Below are 15,633 nucleotides of genomic sequence, written 5' to 3' on the forward strand. Positions count from 1 at the left end.
GGCCGAAGGCCAGGGCGAAGCCCCAAAGCCCCTGGGGTGGGCCTGCCGCAGGGCCTGCAGGCCGCCCCTGTCAACCGCCGAGGGGACCCACACACGACGGGCCGGCCCACGAAGCGCGCCCACCCCGACACCGGACAGCCCGTCCGCTCTCGCCCACCCCACCCCACCCACGCACCCGGCACCCGGCAGTCACCGGGCACCACCCACTCACCAGGCACACCCTTCCCTCCACCCCCACCCCCACCCCCTCCCACCCCCACCCCCTCCCACCCACTCACCCACTCACTCACCCGGCGCAGCTCCCATACGCCTCCCGGAGGCCGCCCCGAGCCCCCACATCCACAGCACCAGGGCACCCGCCGTTTCCATGCTTAACTCGTGTAACGTGAACAGGGAGAGCACGCACCGGGCTACAGAGAGCGATGAAGCACGCCATGGCCAACGAGACACCGGCCCCCGCATCGGTCACCAGCGCGGATGTCGCGCGGCTCGCCGGGGTGTCACGTGCCACTGTGTCCTTCGTGCTCAACGCCACCCAGAACCACAGGGTCAGTGACGGCACCCGGGCCAAAGTGCTCGCCGCCGCGGCCCAGCTGGGCTACGTACCGAACGCCGCCGCCCGCTCCCTGCGCGCCGGGCGCAGCAACCTCGTCCTCCTCCCCTCGTCGATCGCGGCCGTCGGCCGCCTGGTGAGCGAGTGGGTGGACGAGCTGGTCAGCGGGCTGGAGCGGCACGGCTACACCGCCGTCATGCACGCCGGACGGTTCACCGACCCGCTGGAAGCCGCACGCGCCTGGGCCGAGCTGCGGCCGGCGGCGGTCCTGGCCCTCGACGGGGACCGGCTCACCGGTCAGGCGGCCGAGGTGCTCGCGCGGGCGGGCGTACGCGGGGTGCTGGCCTTCGCCTCCCACGCCGTGCCCGGGGTCCGGACCATCCCCTTCGACCACGCCGCGGTGGGTGCGACCGCCACCGAGCACCTGATCGCCCGGGGCCGGAGCCGGATCGGCGTGGTCGTCCCCCAGGAGCGCGGCCTGGACACGATGGCCCGGCCACGGTTGGCCGGCGCCGAGCAGGTCGCCGCGCGGCATCCCGCCACGGTCACCGCGGTGGAACTGGCGTACACCCGGGAGTCGGCCACGGCGCTGGCACGGCGCTGGCGGGAGCTCGGCCTGGACGCGGTGTTCGCCTACAACGACGAGTACGCGGCCCTGCTGATGCACGCACTGCTGACCGAGGGCCTCTCCGTACCGGACGACGTGGCCGTCGTCGGCTGCGACGACCTGGTGCTGTCGGCCTTCCAGCAGCCCCCGCTCACCAGCGTCGCCCTGGACCGCCCCACCGCGGCCGAGGTCGCCGACGCCCTGCACGCCCTGATAACGACGGGCACTTCCCCACGACTGCGCGGCATCGAGCCGGTCCTGGTCCACCGCCGGTCCTCCTGACGCCCAGGGCCGCCGACACCCCGCCGCGGCCACCACGGGCGAGGCAGGCACACCGGAGAACGCTCGCCCGCGGGCCCCGAGACGGATCCCGGGACCTGCGTGCGGCCGCTCAGCCGTGGGCGGCGGGCGATCGGTCGGCCCGCGGCGCCCCCTCGCGCGGCGCGCGACCGGGCTCAACGGGTCGCGATCGGCCGGGAGACCGCAGGACGACGCCGAGCGCGAGGACGCCGGCGCTCCCGGGGCCCGGAGCGGGGACGGCCCGGTGTGCGGGAACGGCATTGCGGGCCGTCGCGCTAGGCACCCAGGTGGCGGGCGAGGAACGCGACGCTCGCGCCGACGATCCCGGGGATGTCGTCGGCACCCAGGAAGACGTGGTCCGCGTCGTGCACCGGTCGCAGGGTGGAGTCGCCGCCGGCCGCGCACAGCGCCGCGTGCAGCGCCTCGCTCTGGCTGTACGGCACGAGCCCGTCCCCGGTGCCGTGGACCAGCAGGAACGGCGGGGGGACGGCGCCCCCGTCGGCGTACGTCACCGGGCTCGCGGCCCGCGCCAGCGCCGGCCGCTCCTCCTCGGTGCCGCCGAGCAGGGCGTCGTACGGGTCAGGGAACTCGGTGCCCGGCGGCAGGGGCGGCATCGGGTGCAGCCGTACGGCGGGCAGGTCGGAGACTCCGTACCAGTCGACGACGGCCCGTACCGAGGTGTCCCCCTCGCCCACGCCCTCGGTGCCCTCCAGGGCGTCGGCACCGGGGCTGTGGGGACCGGTCAGGCCGGCCAGCGCGGCCAGGTGGCCGCCCGCGGACTCGCCCCAGACGGCGATCCGGTGCGGGTCGATGCCGAACACGTCGGCGTACCGGCGGACGTAGCGGATCGCGGCCTTCACGTCGTGCAGCTGCGCCGGGAACGGGGCTTCGAGGCTGTGCCGGTAGTCGATGGAGACCAGGGCGAGGCCCGCCGCCAGGACGGAGCCGTGCAGCAGCTCGGCCGGGACGGTCGGCGGCGGGTAGCGCCGGTCGCCCTCCAGCCAGCCGCCGCCGTGGATCCAGACCACGGCGGGCAGCGGCCCGGCCGCCCCGGGCAACGGCCCGGCCACGGCGGGCACCTGGACGTCCAGCAGCCGCGGGCGGTACCCCGGCCGGGTCGCGTAGGTGATGCCGTCGAAGCGGCGTACGCCGTCCGCGCCCAGGACCGGCGGCACGGGCGGCTGGAAGGGAGGGGGCGGCCAGGTCATGTCGAGCTCGGCCGGAGGAGTGTGCGTCATCGCTGGTGCGGCCCTTTCGCGGGGGCGGTGCGGGGGTCGGCAAGGGTTCGCGATGTTCGTCCGATTTTCCTTGCGCGGGCCACCGTGCGGGAGCTACGTTGTTACACGTGTAACAGCGGACTTTAGCCAGCCAGCTCCCCGCGCCACAAGGTCATGAGCCCGAGCAGTCACCGCTCCTTGCACGAGCAACGCCGTCGCCCCGCACCGTCCCCCGGAGCCCGCCATGCCGGGGCCGGTCCCCGCACCGTCCGCTGGGCCGCGCGGCCGACCGCCGCGTGCGTGCCGCTGCTCCGGGCCCGGGTCGGCGCCACCCTCGACGCCTGGGGCGTCCCCGGCGACCTCGCGCACACGCTGCTGCTGGCCGTGGCCGAACTGGCCGGCAACGCCGTCCGGCACGCCGCGCCCGCCACCGACCGCCTGCGCGTCACCGTGGCGATCGGCGGCGGCCGGCTGCGCGTCGAGGTCGAGGACGGGGATCCGACCCTGCCGCCCATGGCCCGCCCGACACCGCCCGGAACCCTCCCGGACACCGGGCCCGACGTCGGCGTCGAAGCCCGTCCGGACGCCGAGAGCGGCCGCGGACTGCTGATCGTCGGTCTGCTGGTGGCGGAGGCGTGCGGCCGACTCACCGCGCACACCCAGCCGTTCGGCAAGAGGCTCCGGGTCTGCGTGCCCACCGCCCATCGCCCCGTGACCGGGCCCCGGGGTCAGGTGAGGGCGTCGACCAGCTCCGCCAGCGCGGCCGCCAGGGCGGGGAGCCCGGGGCCGGCGGGACCGCCGGGCTCGGACATGTAGCCGTCCCGGCGGATCTCGATCATCAGCGCCGTGACGCGGTCGTCCGTCCCGTAGTGCTCCAGCGGGACGTACGTGCCGGCGAAGGGACTGTCGAGCCCGGTGCCGCCGAAGCGCGCGAACGCCTTCTCGGCCGCGGCAAGCAGGTCCGGCGGCGTGTGGAAGGGGTCGGTGCCGAGGCAGACCGGCGGCCGGGGGCCGACGCCGTGGAGCTCGTACGGCAGGCGCTCGGTCGGGTACGAGTGCACGTCGACGACCACGGCCCGGCCGACGGCGGCGAGCCGGTCCCGCACGGCCCGCGTCATCGCCCCGGCGTACGGGTGGAAGTACCGGTCGACCAGCGGCCCCGGGTCGAAGCCGGCCGGGCGCAGCCGCTCGCGGTGGGTGGTGTGCGTGTACACCGCGCCCATGCCGACGGCCCGCATCTCCTCGCGCTCGTCGGGGAACCGCTCGGGGTCGACGACCAGGCGGGACAGCCGGTTGACGAACCGCCAGGGCCGGACGGCGGCCCGGTCGGCGGCCGCCCCGGCGATCTCGGCGGTGTGGGCGTCGGTGATGTGGTCGAGCTCGGTCGCCAGCGCGCCGTCGTCCAGCAGGATGTCGGCGCGCACGGACTCCGGTACGGCGCGCGAGGAGTGCGGCACGTGCAGGATCACCGGAGACGCGGCGGCGCCGGTCAGGACCTCGAAGGACGGCGGCGGGCTGTTCATGGACGGCTCCTCGGTCGGCGTGCGGTGATCCACTCTTCATACCGGTAGGAAGAACTGCCCGTGGTGATCGCGTCCCATGCGGCCGCGCCGTTCGGCGGGCGATCGGGGCGGGATGCGCGACGGATGGCGGCGGACCCGGTGGGCGCCGGTCACCAGGATGGACGTCGTCGAGCCGCTCCGGTCCCGTCGATCGGGCCGCTCGCGCCGAACACCTCGATCGTCGAACCCGAGAGGACGGACCCATGAAGATCCGACTGGCGGTGTGCGCGGGTGCGGCCGCGCTGGGCGTGTGCGCGGCAACCGTGGGGGCGGCCGCGGCGCCCCACGGGGCCGGACCCACCCGGGTACCCGGCACGCCCGTGGCCGGCGCACCCGTGGCCGGCACGACCGTGGGCGGCACGGCTGTCGCCGGCACGAGCGCCGCCCGCACGACCGCGCCGGAAGGCCCCGGTGCCGCCCGACTGCAGGCCGCGCTGGACGGTGTCCACCGCGCCGGGATGCCGGGGGTGTTCGCCGAGGTCCGCGCGGACGGCCGGACGTGGCGCGGCGCCTCCGGCGTCGCGGACCTGGCGACCGGCCGTCCGGTCCGGGCCGACATGCGCCACCGCGTCGGCAGCATCACCAAGACCTTCACCGCCGCCGCGGTGATGCAGCAGGTCGAACAGGGCCGCATCCGGCTCGACGCCCCGATCGGTGACTACCTGCCGCAGCTGGTCCCGGGCGAGCGCGGCCGGCGGATCACGGTCCGGATGCTGCTCAACCACACCAGCGGCATCCCCGACCACATCCGCTACGCCTTCCCGTCCCTCCAGGAGCTCCCCTCCCCGACGGCGATCACCAGCCTGGACGACAACCGCTTCCGGCGGTTCCGCCCGGCCGAGCTGATCGAGCTCGGTCTGGCGGCGCCGCCGGCCGGCGAGCCCGGCGGTCCGGTCGGGGTCTACTCCAACACCAACTACCTGATCCTGGGCCAGCTGTTGGAGCACGTGACGGGGACGCCGTACGAGACGTACGTCGCCCGCCACGTCATCGCGCGGGCCGGACTGCGGCACACGAGCTTCCCGGCCGGACCGCGCATCGAGGGACCGCACTCCCGGATGTACGAGGCGCTGTTCGGCGTGGTCGCCGAACCGCACGAGTACAGCGTCTACGACATGTCGTGGGTGGGTCCGGGAGCCGCGCTCGTGTCCACCGTGGAGGACCTCGACCGCTTCTACGGCAGGCTGCTGGCCGGCCGCGTCGTCAGCCGGGCCTCGCTGGCGCAGATGCAGCGCACCGGCCCGGTGATCGCCCTCGACGGAACGACGATCCAGTACGGCCTGGGGCTGACCAAGCTCGAGGTCCCCGGCTGCGGCACCTACTGGGGCCAGGACGGCACGGCCTGGGGGGCGGGGACCCGGTCCATGACCCGGTCCGACGGCCGACGACAGGTGTCGGTCGCGTTCAACCTGCAGCGGTGGAACGCGCTGGACGCCTCGGGACGCCCGCGGCCGCACCCGATCGACGCCGCGCTGGAGACCCTGTTCGAGCGGGCGATGTGCGGTGCGGCGAACGCCCCCGCGGCGACCGGCCCGCTGACCCCGGCGACCGGGCCGTGACGGGCACGACCGTGGCGTAGCGGGGACGCGGCGTAGCCGGCGCGACCGTGGCGTGGCCGGGACGGCCGTGCAGTGGCCGGCACGACCGTGTCGCGGCGGGCCCTGCCGATCCGTAGCCGGGGCGCGGCCCACACGCTACCCTCCCGGCATGATTGGCATGGGCATGTCACTAACTCCCCCTCCACGAGCGCACGGGCGTCGCCGGGCGACCCCCGCCGCACTCCTGCGCCGCACGGGGCGGCACTCCTTCCTCTGCCTCCTCCTGCTGGCCCTCCTCGGCACCGCGACCGCCGCGTCGGCCGCCGCGCCCGCCGGGCCCCGTTCCCCCGCCACCGCCGTCGCGGCCCCGGCGGGCGGATCGGCCGGCGCCGCCGCGGCGGCCCGCTGGGGCGACCGCCGCCTCGACGAGGCCACCTTCCTCACCACCCACAACTCTTTCACCAACTACGAGGACTCCCGCTGGAGTTCGGTGAACCAGTCCGAGTCGGTGCGCAACCAGCTGGAGAGCGGCGTGCGCGGGCTCAGCCTGGACACGCACTGGTACGACCGCAGCACCTGGCTGTGCGTCATCAGCTTCGGCAGCGACTGCTACCCCAGCGACGTGTACCTGTGCCACGGCGACTGCAAGACCTTCGCCGGCGCCACGTACGCCCTGCCCCGGCAGAGCTTCACGGGCACCATGCAGACGGTCGTGGACTTCCTGAACGCCCACCCGCAGGAGTTCGTGACGGTCTTCCTGGAGGACTACGTGAGCGCCGAGCAGCTCCAGTCGTCGCTCGGCCGGGTCCGAGGGCTGTCCGAACTCCTCTTCCGGCCCGACCAGTGGGGCGTACGGCAGAACGGCTGGCCGAAGGTGGCCGACCTCGCCACCGCCGGCAAGCGCCTGCTGCTCTTCTCCGACCGGGGCGACCGCGAGCACCTGGGCGTCATGTACGACCGCTCGTGGACGGTGGCCAACTACTGGAGCCTGGGCGACATGGGCAACGACACGGCCTGCGTCACCCGCTGGTCGGACGTCCCGCTGGACCGGCAGGAGCCGGGCTTCCGGCGGCTGTTCATGATGAGCCACCACCGCAACGTGCCCACCGTCCTGACCGCGGCCCTGGACAACGGCGCCAAACTCCGCGACCGCATCGCGAACCAGTGCCGCACCGCGAGCGGCGGACGCGAGCCGAACTACGTCTCGGTCGACTTCCACCGCCTGTCCGACAGCAGCGGCCACACCCCGGCCTCGATCGTCGCCGAGCTCAACGCGACGCCCTGACCCGCCACTCGACCGCTCGGATCCGCCCGCCCGCTCGCCCGCCCGACCGGGCGACCGGGCGGGCGGATCCCGCGGTCCGGCAGCACGGGGCGCTCGCTTAGGGTGACGGTATGACTACCGCGCTCCCCGACCGGCACGCACTGATCGCCGACCCGCACGCGTCCTACGCCCGGCTCCGGGAAGCCGGACCGGCGCACCGCGTCATCGGACCGGACGGACTGCCCGTCTGGGTCGTCACCCGCTACCGCGACGTGCGCCGGCTCCTCGCCGACCCCCGGCTCTCGCTGGACAAGGCGCACCGGCTGCCCGGCAACTACACGGGCTTCTCCCTGCCCCCGGCCCTCGACGCCAACCTCCTGAACATGGACCCGCCGGACCACACCCGCATCCGGCGCCTGGTCTCCAAAGCCTTCACCCCCGGCCGGGTGGAGGCGATGCGGCCGGGCGTCCAGGCCCTGGCCGACGGACTGCTGGACGCGGTCGCGGACCGCGGACGGGCCGACCTCGTCGCCGACTACGCCGCGCCGCTGCCGATCACCGTGATCTGCGACCTGCTCGGCGTCCCGCACGCCTCGCGCCCGGACTTCCGGGCCTGGACCGACGCGCTGATCGCCCCGGACCCCGCCGACCCCGGCGCCGCCCGGCACGCCGTGGCCGCCATGCTCGCGTACTTCCCCCGGCTCATCGCCGACAAGCGCCGGGAGCCCGGGGACGACCTGCTGACCGACATGATCGGCGTCCGCGACGGCGGCGACCGGCTCACCGAGGACGAGCTCACCTCGCTCGCGTTCCTCATCCTGTTCGCCGGGTACGAGAACACGGTCCAGCTCATCGGCACCGCCGTGCTCGCGCTGCTCGACCACCCCGCCGAACTGGCCGCCCTGCGCGCCGACCCGGCGCGGATCGGCGACGCGGTGGAGGAGTTCGCCCGCTACGACGGGCCGGCGCTGCTGGCGATCCGCCGTTTCCCGCTGGAGGACGTGGAGCTCGACGGGGTGCGGATCCCGGCCGGGGAGACCGTGATGCTGTCGCTGGCCTCGGCCAACCGCGACCCCGAGCGGTTCGCCGAACCCGACCGGCTCGTGCCGGACCGGAAGGACGGCGGCCACCTGGCCCTGGGCCACGGCATCCACTACTGCGTCGGCGCCCCGCTGGCGCGGTTGGAGACGGAGGTCGCCGTGGGCACGCTGCTGCGCCGGTTCCCCGCCCTGGCCCTGGACGTCCCCCGCGCGGACCTCCGGTGGCGCCCGTCGCTGCGGGCCCGCGGGCTGCTCGCACTGCCCGTCCGGTTCTGAATTGCCGGGACCGCCGCGTAGGGCCGGGCGTTCTCATCGGTTCGGACGCCGTCGGCCTTTCGCTGTACCGCGCCGGTTGGAGGAATCCGGGCGGTACCGCCCGGGTTGACGCGAAGATCAGCTCCCTGCGGGATGGAGGAAGAGCCCGCCGTCCCTAGATTTCCTTTCCGGTGAAACCCGTTTCTCCGGAAAGGAGGTCGGATCCAGAAATGAATGACGTCACCGTCGTGCACCGGCGCGGCGCGGGGGCCGCGCCGGCGCACGTGACGGGGCGGCCCGCCGCGCGGCTGCTCGGTGCCGTACTGGGCTACCGCGGTCACGCGGCGGGGCCCCGGCCGGCCGCGCGGCGCCTGGAGGTGCCCACGGGGGCGGTACGCCTGGTGATCGGTTTCGGCGACCCCCTCGGGGCGGCCGCCGCGCCGGCCCGCGCTCCCGCACCCCCGGACTCGTTCGTCGCCGCGGTGCACACCAGGGCCGTGGCGACCGGCTCCAGCGGCGGGGCCGCGGCGGTGACCGTGGCCCTGGCGCCGACGGCGGCGTACTCGCTCTTCGCCGAGTCGGCGGGCCTTCCCGACGGCCGGCGCACCGCGCTGTCCGAGGAGCTGCTGCCGGGCGTGACGCTGCTGGCCCGGGAGTTGACCCGGCTGACGTGCTGGGAGGACCGGTTCGGGCTCCTCGACCGGTTCCTCGCGGCGCGGCTGGCGGCCGGCCCGCCGGCCGACCCGGCCGTGTGCCGGGCGGTCGGCGCGATCCGGCGCGGCCACGGCCGGCTGTCGGTGGCCGAGCTCACCGCCCCGATGGCGCAGAGCCGGCGGCACCTGGAGCGCCGGTTCCGCGCGGAGGTGGGCGTCGCGCCCAAGGCGTACGCCCAGATCACCCGCCTCCAGTACGCCCTGCGGCTGATGGAGTCGCAACGGTCCGCGGCGCAGACCGCGACCGAGGCCGGCTACTGCGACCAGGCCCACTTCCACCGGTGCGTGAAGGCGGCGCTGGGCTGCACGCCGGGACGGCTGCGGGAATTGCGGAACCGTTCCCCGCTGCACATCGGGGGCCTCCTCGAATCCTTCACGCTTCCCTCGTAGTCCGCAGTGCCTGTTCCGTTTTCCGGCGCACTGGACGGGCGCTGCACCGGCGGAACGGGAATCCGGGCGCATTCGTACAAGCGGGCCGCATTCCACCCCTGAGAAGCTGATGTCCACGTACAGGAAACAAAGGAGAATTCCATGAACAGGACCCGGCGTTCCCTCACGGCTCTCGCCGTCGGCGCGGCGCTCGGCGCCGGCGCCTTCACCGTCACCCCGGCGGTGGCCGCGGCGCCGCGGGACTGCCCGCGCACGGCGCTGTGCGCCTACTGGCTGAAGAACTACCAGAGCACCGGCGCGCACCGCGTGCAGAAGGTCTACCAGGACAACCGGGACCTCAGCCGGTACGCCAACTTCAACCACAGTGCCGGCGGTTCCCTGTACAACAACGGCGCCCGGTGCAACGTGAAGGTCTACAAGGAGAAGAACTTCCGCGGCCGCGGCTGGCCGCTGAACCGCGGCACCGGGTGGCGCGAGATCGGCGCCTGGAACCTGCCGCACATCTGGTCCGACAAGTGGTGCTGACGGGACCGCGATGACCCTCCGACGCCCGTCCGCCCTCGCGGCCCTGCTCGTCGGCGTCGGGGTCGGCGTCGGTGCGGCCCTGGGCGCCGCCGGATGCTCACCGTCCGGCGGCGCCTCCCCCGCGTCCGCCCGGTCCGCGCCGCCGCCCGGTCCCTTCGGGGGCGTCACCGCCGCCGAGTCGGGCCGGGCCGCGGTCGCCCTGCACGCCGAGAACGAGCGACGGGTGGCCGCCTGCATGCGGGGCCGCGGTTTCGCCTACCGACCACAGCCGTCGCGCCCGGGGGCAGGTCGGCCCGAGCCGAATCCCTACGGCCTGCTCACACCGGCCGGGGCGGCGGCCGACGGGTACGGCGTCACGGGCGCCGCGCTCGCCGCCGACCCGCCCGCCGACGCCAACGGGGACCGGGCCGCCGACCAGCGGTGGCAGGACGCCCTGTTGGGCACGAAGGCGCACGAGCGGCGCCTGCCGATGCCCGACGGCAGCGAGTTCTTCTACCACGCCGACTCGTGCGCGGTCCGGGCGGACCTGGCGCAGTACGGGCCGGAGTACCTGCGGCTGTCCAACACGTTCGTGGTCCTCGGCAACCGGGTCGCCGACGCGGTGGAGCGGGATCCGCGGTTCGTGCGGGCGCGTACCCGCTGGAGTTCCTGCATGGCCGCGGCGGGCCACCCGGCCGGCGCGCTCACCGATCCCGTGACCGCGATCGGCCGGGAGCTCGACGCGGCGGGCACGGACCCCGCCGCGGTGCACGCCGTGGCGGGGCGGGAGCTCGACGTGGCGCGCACCGACGCCGGTTGCCAGGCGCGCGCCGGCCTGGCCGACGCCGTGGCCGCGGCCCAGGCGGACGCCGAGCGGCGCGTCGGCGGGGCGTACGCACGGGACCTGGCCGAGTTGCGCGCCGTGCGGGCGAAGGCCCGGGCGGCGGCCCTGGCCGCGGCCGGGGCGCGGTCGTGACCCGGCCGGGGCCCCGCGAGCCCGGCATGATCCGAAAGACAGGCCCTAGGTGCCGCGCGCGGGTCGAACCAGCCCCGTCTCGTACGCCGTCACGACGGCCTGTGCCCGGCTGTCCAGGCCGAGCTTGCTCATGGTCCGGTTGAGGTGGGTCTTGACGGTGGCCTCGCTGATCGAGAGCCGGCCGGCGATCTCGCCGTTGGACAGCCCGCGGCCGGTCAGCTGGAGCACCTCCCGCTCACGGGTGGTCAGCGCGGCGAGGTCCGCCGGCGGTTCGACGTCCGGCGCGGGCTCCGGGCGCGGGGCGAAGGCCTCGACCAGGCGCCGGGTGACGCTGGGCGCGAAGAGGGCGTCCCCGCCGCGCACGGCCGCCACCGCGGCCAGCAGGCGCTCCGGTCCGGAGTCCTTGAGCAGGAAGCCGCACGCTCCGGCGCGCAGCGCCCCGTACACGTACTCGTCGAGATCGAAGGTGGTCAGGATCAGGACCCGGGGCGGCGGGTCCTCGGCCTCCGCGAGGATCCGCCGGGTCGCCTCGATGCCGCCCATGCCCGGCATCCGGATGTCCATGAGGACCACTTCGGGCCGGGTCCGGGCGGCCAGTTCGACGGCTTCGGCCCCGTCGGCGGCCTCGCCGACCACCTCGATGCCCGGGGCCGCCCGCAGCAGTCCGACCAGCCCGGCCCTGATGAGGAACTGGTCGTCCACGACGAGCACCCTGGTCATTGTGCGGTGTCGTCTCCCTGGCCGGGGGCACGCGCGGCGGTCGGCAGGGTCAGGCTCACCGCGAATCCCCCCTCGCGCCGCGGGCCGATGCTGATCGTCCCACCGTAGAGCTTGGCCCGTTCCCTCATGCCGATCAAGCCGTGTCCGCTCCCGGGCGGGAGGTTGGCCGGAATCGCACCCTTGCCGTCGTCGGTGATCCGCACCGTCACCTCCCGCCGTCCGTAGGTGAGTTCGACGGTGGTACGGGCCCCGGGAGCGTGCTTGAGCACGTTGGTGAGCGCCTCCTGCGTCACGCGGTAGACGCACAGGCCGGTGCCCGGAGCGAGCGGCCGCGGTCGGCCGACCACGCGGAGGTCCACCTCGGCGCCGCCGGCCCGGACGCGGGCCAGCATGTCGTCGAGCCGGTCGAGGCCGGGTACGGGGGCGAGCGGGGCGGCATCGGCCTCGTCGGTCCGCAGCAGGGCCAGGACGCGGCGCAGTTCCTCCAGGGCCTCGCCGCTGGTGCCGGTGATGGTGGCGAGGGCGGTGCGCGCGGTGGCGGCGTCCGAGTCGATGACGTACCAGGCGAGGCTGGACTGCACGGATATCACCGCCATGTGGTGGGCGACCACGTCGTGCAGCTCCCGGGCGATCCGCCCGCGCTCGGCCGCGACCTCGCGGCGGGCCCGCTCCGCCTGTTCGGCCCGCAACCTGCGGGTGAGCTCCGCCGAGCGGCGGGCGAGCCAGCCGAAGCGCCACATGACGGCCGGGAAGACGAGCGCCTGGCCGGCGACCGAGACCATGTTGGAGTCGGGTCGCAGCAGCCCCGCGCAGATCCACACCGCGGCCATCAGGCCGGCGCAGACGCCGGTGGTGCGCGCCGGGCGGGTGGAGGCGACGGTGTAGAGCGCGAGCATGGGAGCGAAGGAGCTCACCACGGGCCAGTAGCCGGCCGTGACGTACACCGTCCAGACGAGGTCGACGAAGAGGCAGACCGCGACCGGACCGCGGGCGCGCAGGACGAGCGGCAGGTGCAGGGCGGCCACCAGGGCGTACCCGGTGCCGTCCAGCGGGGGCCACCCCTGCTCCGGGGCCTCCTGCGCCAGGAGGACGGCAAGGCCGGCGATCGCCGCCGCGACCAGCGCGTCGGCGAGGAGGGGGCGGATCCGCATTGCCGCAGGGTAGCCGCGTGCGCACGACGGCGCGTCAACCTCCCGCGGTACCGCGGGAGGTTGATCCCGGGCCCGGCCCCGATCCTCCGGACACCACCTGACAAAGCGCTGCTAGAGCGGTGCTCCGGGCTTCCAGTCCCGGGCGAGGAGGCCGAGCAGCACCTCGTCCACGAACTCCCCCAGCACCCAGGCCGAGGAGCGCAGCACGCCCTCGCGGACGAAGCCGTTGCGCTCGGCGGAGCGCAACATCGCGGCGTTGTCCGCCAGCGTCTCGATCTGGAGGCGGTGCAGGCCGCGGACGACGAAGCCGTAGTGGCACAGCGTCGCGACCACGTCCGTGCCGTAGCCGTTGCCGCGCGCGGACGGCAGCAGGCCGAGCCCGATGTGCGCGCCGCGGTTGTGCGTGTCGATGCCCCAGAGCGTGGCCGTGCCGACGAGGGTGTCGCCGGCGAGCTCGACCACCGAGAACGAGACGCTCCCCGGTGCCGTCTCGTCCACCACGAGCCGCGGGTCCTTCGTGCCGGGCGACAGCGGCCGCCACGGTCCGCCTTCGGCCCGCGCGGCGTTGACCACGTCGTTGTAGAGCTCGGTCCGCAGGACCGGGATGTCGTCCTCGTGCCGGGCCCTGAGCCCGACCTTGGTACCTCTCAGCATGCGGCCTTCCTATCCGGCCGGGGCGGCGGCCGCCAACCGGTTTTCGGGCGCCCCCGCGTGCCGGACGTCACTCCCAGTCGTCCCAGGGTGCCGGCTCGTCGTCGAAGGGCGGCTCCTCGTCGTCGAACGGCGGGCCGTCCGGGGCGGCGGAGGCGTCGGCGCGGCCACCGGACGGGGTCGCCGGGCCGGACGGGGCGGCGGGGTCCGCGGGGGCGCCGGCGCCGGACGCGGGGGCGCCGGACCCGGCCAGGGCCTCCAGGACGCCCTCGCCGTACTTCGCCAGCTTGGCCTCGCCGACGCCGCCGACGGTCCCCAGCTCCTCGATCGTGGCGGGCAGCAGCGTCGCGATCTCCCGCAGGGTCGCGTCGTGGAACACCACGTACGCCGGTACGCCCTGCTCCTTCGCCGTCGCGCTGCGCCAGGCGCGCAGCGCCTCGAAGACCGGGACCGCGGCGGCCGGCAGGTCGACCGGTACGCGGGCGCCCTTGCCCGAGCGGGAGCCGGAGCCGGACTCCTTGCGGGGCGCGGCGGCCGCCTTCTCCTTCCGCATCGAGACGGTGCGGCGACCGCCCAGCACGTCGCCGCTGGCCTCCGTGAGGACCAGGGTCCCGTAGTCGCCCTCCACCGCGAGCAGGCCGAGCGCCAGCAGCTGGCGCACGACGCCCCGCCACTCCGCGGTGCCCAGGTCCGCCCCGACGCCGAACACCGAGAGCCCGTCGTGGTCGAACTGGATGACCTTGGCGGTCTTCTTGCCCTGCAGGATGTCGATGACCTGGCCGGCGCCGAACTTCTGGCGCCGCTCCCGGGCCAGTCGCCACACCGTGGACAGCAGCTTCTGCGCGGCGACGGTGCCGTCCCAGGACTCGGCCGGCGTCAGGCAGGTGTCGCAGTTGCCGCAGGGCGTGCCGGACTGCCCGAAGTAGGCGAGCAGCCGCACCCGGCGGCAGTCGACCGTCTCGCACAGCGCGAGCATGGCGTCGAGGTGCATGCCCAGCGACCGGCGGTGCGCCTCGTCGCCCTCGGAGCCGTCGATGAGCTTGCGCTGCTGGACCACGTCCTGCAGCCCGTACGCCAGCCACGCCGTGGCGGGCTCGCCGTCGCGGCCGGCGCGGCCGGTCTCCTGGTAGTAGCCCTCGACCGACTTGGGCAGGTCCAGGTGGGCCACGAAGCGCACGTCGGGCTTGTCGATGCCCATGCCGAAGGCGATCGTGGCGACCACCACGACGCCGTCCTCGCGCAGGAAGCGGGCCTGGTTCGCGGCGCGGGCGGCGGCGTCCATGCCGGCGTGGTACGGCACGGCGTCGATGCCCTGCTCCACGAGGAACGCCGCGGTCTTCTCGACGGAGGACCGGGACAGGCAGTAGACGACGCCGGCGTCCCCCGCGTGCTCGGTGCGGATCAGCTCCAGCAGCTGCCGGGTGGGGTTGTTCTTGGGGACGATGCGGTACTGGATGTTCGGCCGGTCGAAGCTGGCGACGAAGTGCCGGGCGTCCTCCAGGCCCAGCCGGCCGGCGATCTCCGCGTGCGTGGCCTCGGTGGCCGTGGCCGTCAGGGCGATCCGGGGCACCTTGGGCCAGCGCTCGTGGAGCATCGACAGGGCCAGGTAGTCGGGCCGGAAGTCGTGGCCCCACTGGGCCACGCAGTGCGCCTCGTCGATCGCGAACAGGGACACCGTGCCCCGGTCGAGCAGCCGCTGGGTGCCCTCGGTGCGCAGCCGCTCGGGGGCCAGGTACAGCAGGTCCAGCTCGCCGGCGAGGAAGGCCTGCTCGACGGCCTGCCGCTCGTAGGGGTCCTGCGTCGAGTTGAGGAAGCCGGCCCGCACGCCGAGGGCGGTCAGCGCGTCCACCTGGTCCTGCATGAGGGCGATGAGCGGGGAGACCACCACGCCCGTGCCGTCCCTGACCAGGGCCGGGATCTGGTAGCAGAGCGACTTGCCGCCGCCGGTCGGCATCAGGACGAGGGCGTCGCCGCCGCCCACGACCTGGTCGATGATCTCCTGCTGCTCGCCGCGGAACGAGCCGTATCCGAAGACACGGTGGAGCACCTGCAGCGAAGGGTCTGAGATCTCGGGGGAAGCGTCCGGAAGGGCCATTCGAGAAGCCTATCGGCAGCCGCGGACACCCCGTGCCGGTCGGCCGGAGCCTGTGGACGGCGCGCGGACGCCGGAGGGGCGGTGGGCCCCTCCGGCG

General features: G+C 74.9%; 14 protein-coding genes. 8 read left to right on the forward strand and 6 right to left on the reverse strand.

Going from position 1 to position 15,633, the window contains the following annotated elements:
• Window positions 1–434 precede the first annotated feature (434 nt).
• Window positions 435–1,442 (forward strand): LacI family DNA-binding transcriptional regulator, encoded by a 1,008-nt coding sequence (locus tag ACIQCH_RS13565; protein ID WP_402580834.1) that lies wholly within the window; start codon window positions 435–437, stop codon window positions 1,440–1,442.
• Window positions 1,443–1,735: 293 nt separating this feature from the next.
• On the opposite strand, the gene ACIQCH_RS13570 is transcribed toward ACIQCH_RS13565, so the two are convergent.
• Window positions 1,736–2,698, reverse strand: a complete 963-nt coding sequence (locus ACIQCH_RS13570; protein WP_402580835.1) for an alpha/beta hydrolase fold domain-containing protein — start codon at window positions 2,696–2,698, stop codon at window positions 1,736–1,738.
• A 279-nt stretch (window positions 2,699–2,977) separates the two neighbouring features.
• Between ACIQCH_RS13570 and ACIQCH_RS13575 the strand changes: the two genes are divergently transcribed.
• Window positions 2,978–3,493: an ATP-binding protein gene (locus tag ACIQCH_RS13575; protein ID WP_402580836.1), complete on the forward strand. Its 516-nt coding sequence runs from the start codon at window positions 2,978–2,980 to the stop codon at window positions 3,491–3,493.
• Here ACIQCH_RS13575 and ACIQCH_RS13580 read toward each other — a convergent pair.
• Window positions 3,406–4,200 (reverse strand): N-formylglutamate amidohydrolase, encoded by a 795-nt coding sequence (locus tag ACIQCH_RS13580; RefSeq protein ID WP_402580837.1) that lies wholly within the window; start codon window positions 4,198–4,200, stop codon window positions 3,406–3,408. The two genes, ACIQCH_RS13575 and ACIQCH_RS13580, sit on opposite strands and share 88 nt — an antisense overlap.
• A gap of 242 nt (window positions 4,201–4,442) precedes the next feature.
• Between ACIQCH_RS13580 and ACIQCH_RS13585 the strand changes: the two genes are divergently transcribed.
• The 6 genes from ACIQCH_RS13585 to ACIQCH_RS13610 all read left to right on the forward strand — a co-directional run bounded on the left by ACIQCH_RS13585 (window position 4,443) and on the right by ACIQCH_RS13610 (window position 10,919).
• Window positions 4,443–5,798 (forward strand): serine hydrolase domain-containing protein, encoded by a 1,356-nt coding sequence (locus ACIQCH_RS13585; protein ID WP_402580838.1) that lies wholly within the window; start codon window positions 4,443–4,445, stop codon window positions 5,796–5,798.
• Window positions 5,799–5,946: 148 nt separating this feature from the next.
• Window positions 5,947–7,062 carry a PI-PLC domain-containing protein gene (locus ACIQCH_RS13590; RefSeq protein WP_402580839.1) on the forward strand — a complete coding sequence of 372 codons (1,116 nt, stop codon included), beginning with the start codon at window positions 5,947–5,949 and terminating at the stop codon, window positions 7,060–7,062.
• Between the two features lie 110 nt (window positions 7,063–7,172).
• Window positions 7,173–8,357 (forward strand): cytochrome P450, encoded by a 1,185-nt coding sequence (locus tag ACIQCH_RS13595; RefSeq protein ID WP_402580840.1) that lies wholly within the window; start codon window positions 7,173–7,175, stop codon window positions 8,355–8,357.
• Between the two features lie 209 nt (window positions 8,358–8,566).
• Complete coding sequence (locus tag ACIQCH_RS13600) at window positions 8,567–9,439, forward strand: helix-turn-helix transcriptional regulator (protein ID WP_402580841.1); 873 nt, start codon at window positions 8,567–8,569, stop codon at window positions 9,437–9,439.
• 141 nt (window positions 9,440–9,580) lie between these two features.
• A complete protein-coding gene (locus ACIQCH_RS13605; protein WP_402580842.1) occupies window positions 9,581–9,964 on the forward strand; it encodes a peptidase inhibitor family I36 protein in 384 nt (127 codons plus the stop codon).
• Window positions 9,965–9,974: 10 nt separating this feature from the next.
• Entirely contained in the window at window positions 9,975–10,919 is a 945-nt protein-coding gene (locus ACIQCH_RS13610) for a hypothetical protein (protein WP_402580843.1), read from the forward strand.
• 45 nt (window positions 10,920–10,964) lie between these two features.
• Here ACIQCH_RS13610 and ACIQCH_RS13615 read toward each other — a convergent pair whose 3' ends face one another.
• From ACIQCH_RS13615 to recQ, 4 genes are all read right to left on the reverse strand, one after another.
• Complete coding sequence (locus ACIQCH_RS13615) at window positions 10,965–11,639, reverse strand: response regulator (RefSeq protein WP_402580844.1); 675 nt, start codon at window positions 11,637–11,639, stop codon at window positions 10,965–10,967.
• A complete protein-coding gene (locus tag ACIQCH_RS13620) occupies window positions 11,636–12,790 on the reverse strand; it encodes a sensor histidine kinase (protein WP_402580845.1) in 1,155 nt (384 codons plus the stop codon). The genes ACIQCH_RS13615 and ACIQCH_RS13620 overlap by 4 nt, the downstream gene beginning before the upstream one ends.
• Before the next feature lie 111 nt (window positions 12,791–12,901).
• Window positions 12,902–13,444 carry a GNAT family N-acetyltransferase gene (locus ACIQCH_RS13625; protein WP_402580846.1) on the reverse strand — a complete coding sequence of 181 codons (543 nt, stop codon included), beginning with the start codon at window positions 13,442–13,444 and terminating at the stop codon, window positions 12,902–12,904.
• 67 nt (window positions 13,445–13,511) lie between these two features.
• Window positions 13,512–15,536, reverse strand: coding sequence for a DNA helicase RecQ (gene recQ, locus ACIQCH_RS13630; RefSeq protein WP_402580847.1), 2,025 nt, complete (start codon window positions 15,534–15,536; stop codon window positions 13,512–13,514).
• Window positions 15,537–15,633: the final 97 nt, after the last annotated feature.

The sequence above is a fragment of the Streptomyces sp. NPDC093225 genome, assembly GCF_044753805.1.
In the GTDB taxonomy this organism is placed as follows: domain Bacteria; phylum Actinomycetota; class Actinomycetes; order Streptomycetales; family Streptomycetaceae; genus Streptomyces.

Excerpts from the sequence above, each read along its gene's own strand:
- ACIQCH_RS13620 (WP_402580845.1), bottom strand. The coding sequence starts at position 12,790 with ATGCGGATCCGCCCCCTCCTCGCCGACGCGCTGGTCGCGGCGGCGATC.
- ACIQCH_RS13590 (WP_402580839.1), top strand. The coding sequence starts at position 5,947 with ATGATTGGCATGGGCATGTCACTAACTCCCCCTCCACGAGCGCACGGG.
- ACIQCH_RS13580 (WP_402580837.1), bottom strand. The coding sequence starts at position 4,200 with ATGAACAGCCCGCCGCCGTCCTTCGAGGTCCTGACCGGCGCCGCCGCG.
- ACIQCH_RS13570 (WP_402580835.1), bottom strand. The coding sequence starts at position 2,698 with ATGACGCACACTCCTCCGGCCGAGCTCGACATGACCTGGCCGCCCCCT.
- ACIQCH_RS13605 (WP_402580842.1), top strand. The coding sequence starts at position 9,581 with ATGAACAGGACCCGGCGTTCCCTCACGGCTCTCGCCGTCGGCGCGGCG.
- ACIQCH_RS13600 (WP_402580841.1), top strand. The coding sequence starts at position 8,567 with ATGAATGACGTCACCGTCGTGCACCGGCGCGGCGCGGGGGCCGCGCCG.
- ACIQCH_RS13615 (WP_402580844.1), bottom strand. The coding sequence starts at position 11,639 with ATGACCAGGGTGCTCGTCGTGGACGACCAGTTCCTCATCAGGGCCGGG.
- ACIQCH_RS13595 (WP_402580840.1), top strand. The coding sequence starts at position 7,173 with ATGACTACCGCGCTCCCCGACCGGCACGCACTGATCGCCGACCCGCAC.
- ACIQCH_RS13625 (WP_402580846.1), bottom strand. The coding sequence starts at position 13,444 with ATGCTGAGAGGTACCAAGGTCGGGCTCAGGGCCCGGCACGAGGACGAC.
- ACIQCH_RS13585 (WP_402580838.1), top strand. The coding sequence starts at position 4,443 with ATGAAGATCCGACTGGCGGTGTGCGCGGGTGCGGCCGCGCTGGGCGTG.
- ACIQCH_RS13565 (WP_402580834.1), top strand. The coding sequence starts at position 435 with ATGGCCAACGAGACACCGGCCCCCGCATCGGTCACCAGCGCGGATGTC.
- recQ (WP_402580847.1), bottom strand. The coding sequence starts at position 15,536 with ATGGCCCTTCCGGACGCTTCCCCCGAGATCTCAGACCCTTCGCTGCAG.
- ACIQCH_RS13610 (WP_402580843.1), top strand. The coding sequence starts at position 9,975 with ATGACCCTCCGACGCCCGTCCGCCCTCGCGGCCCTGCTCGTCGGCGTC.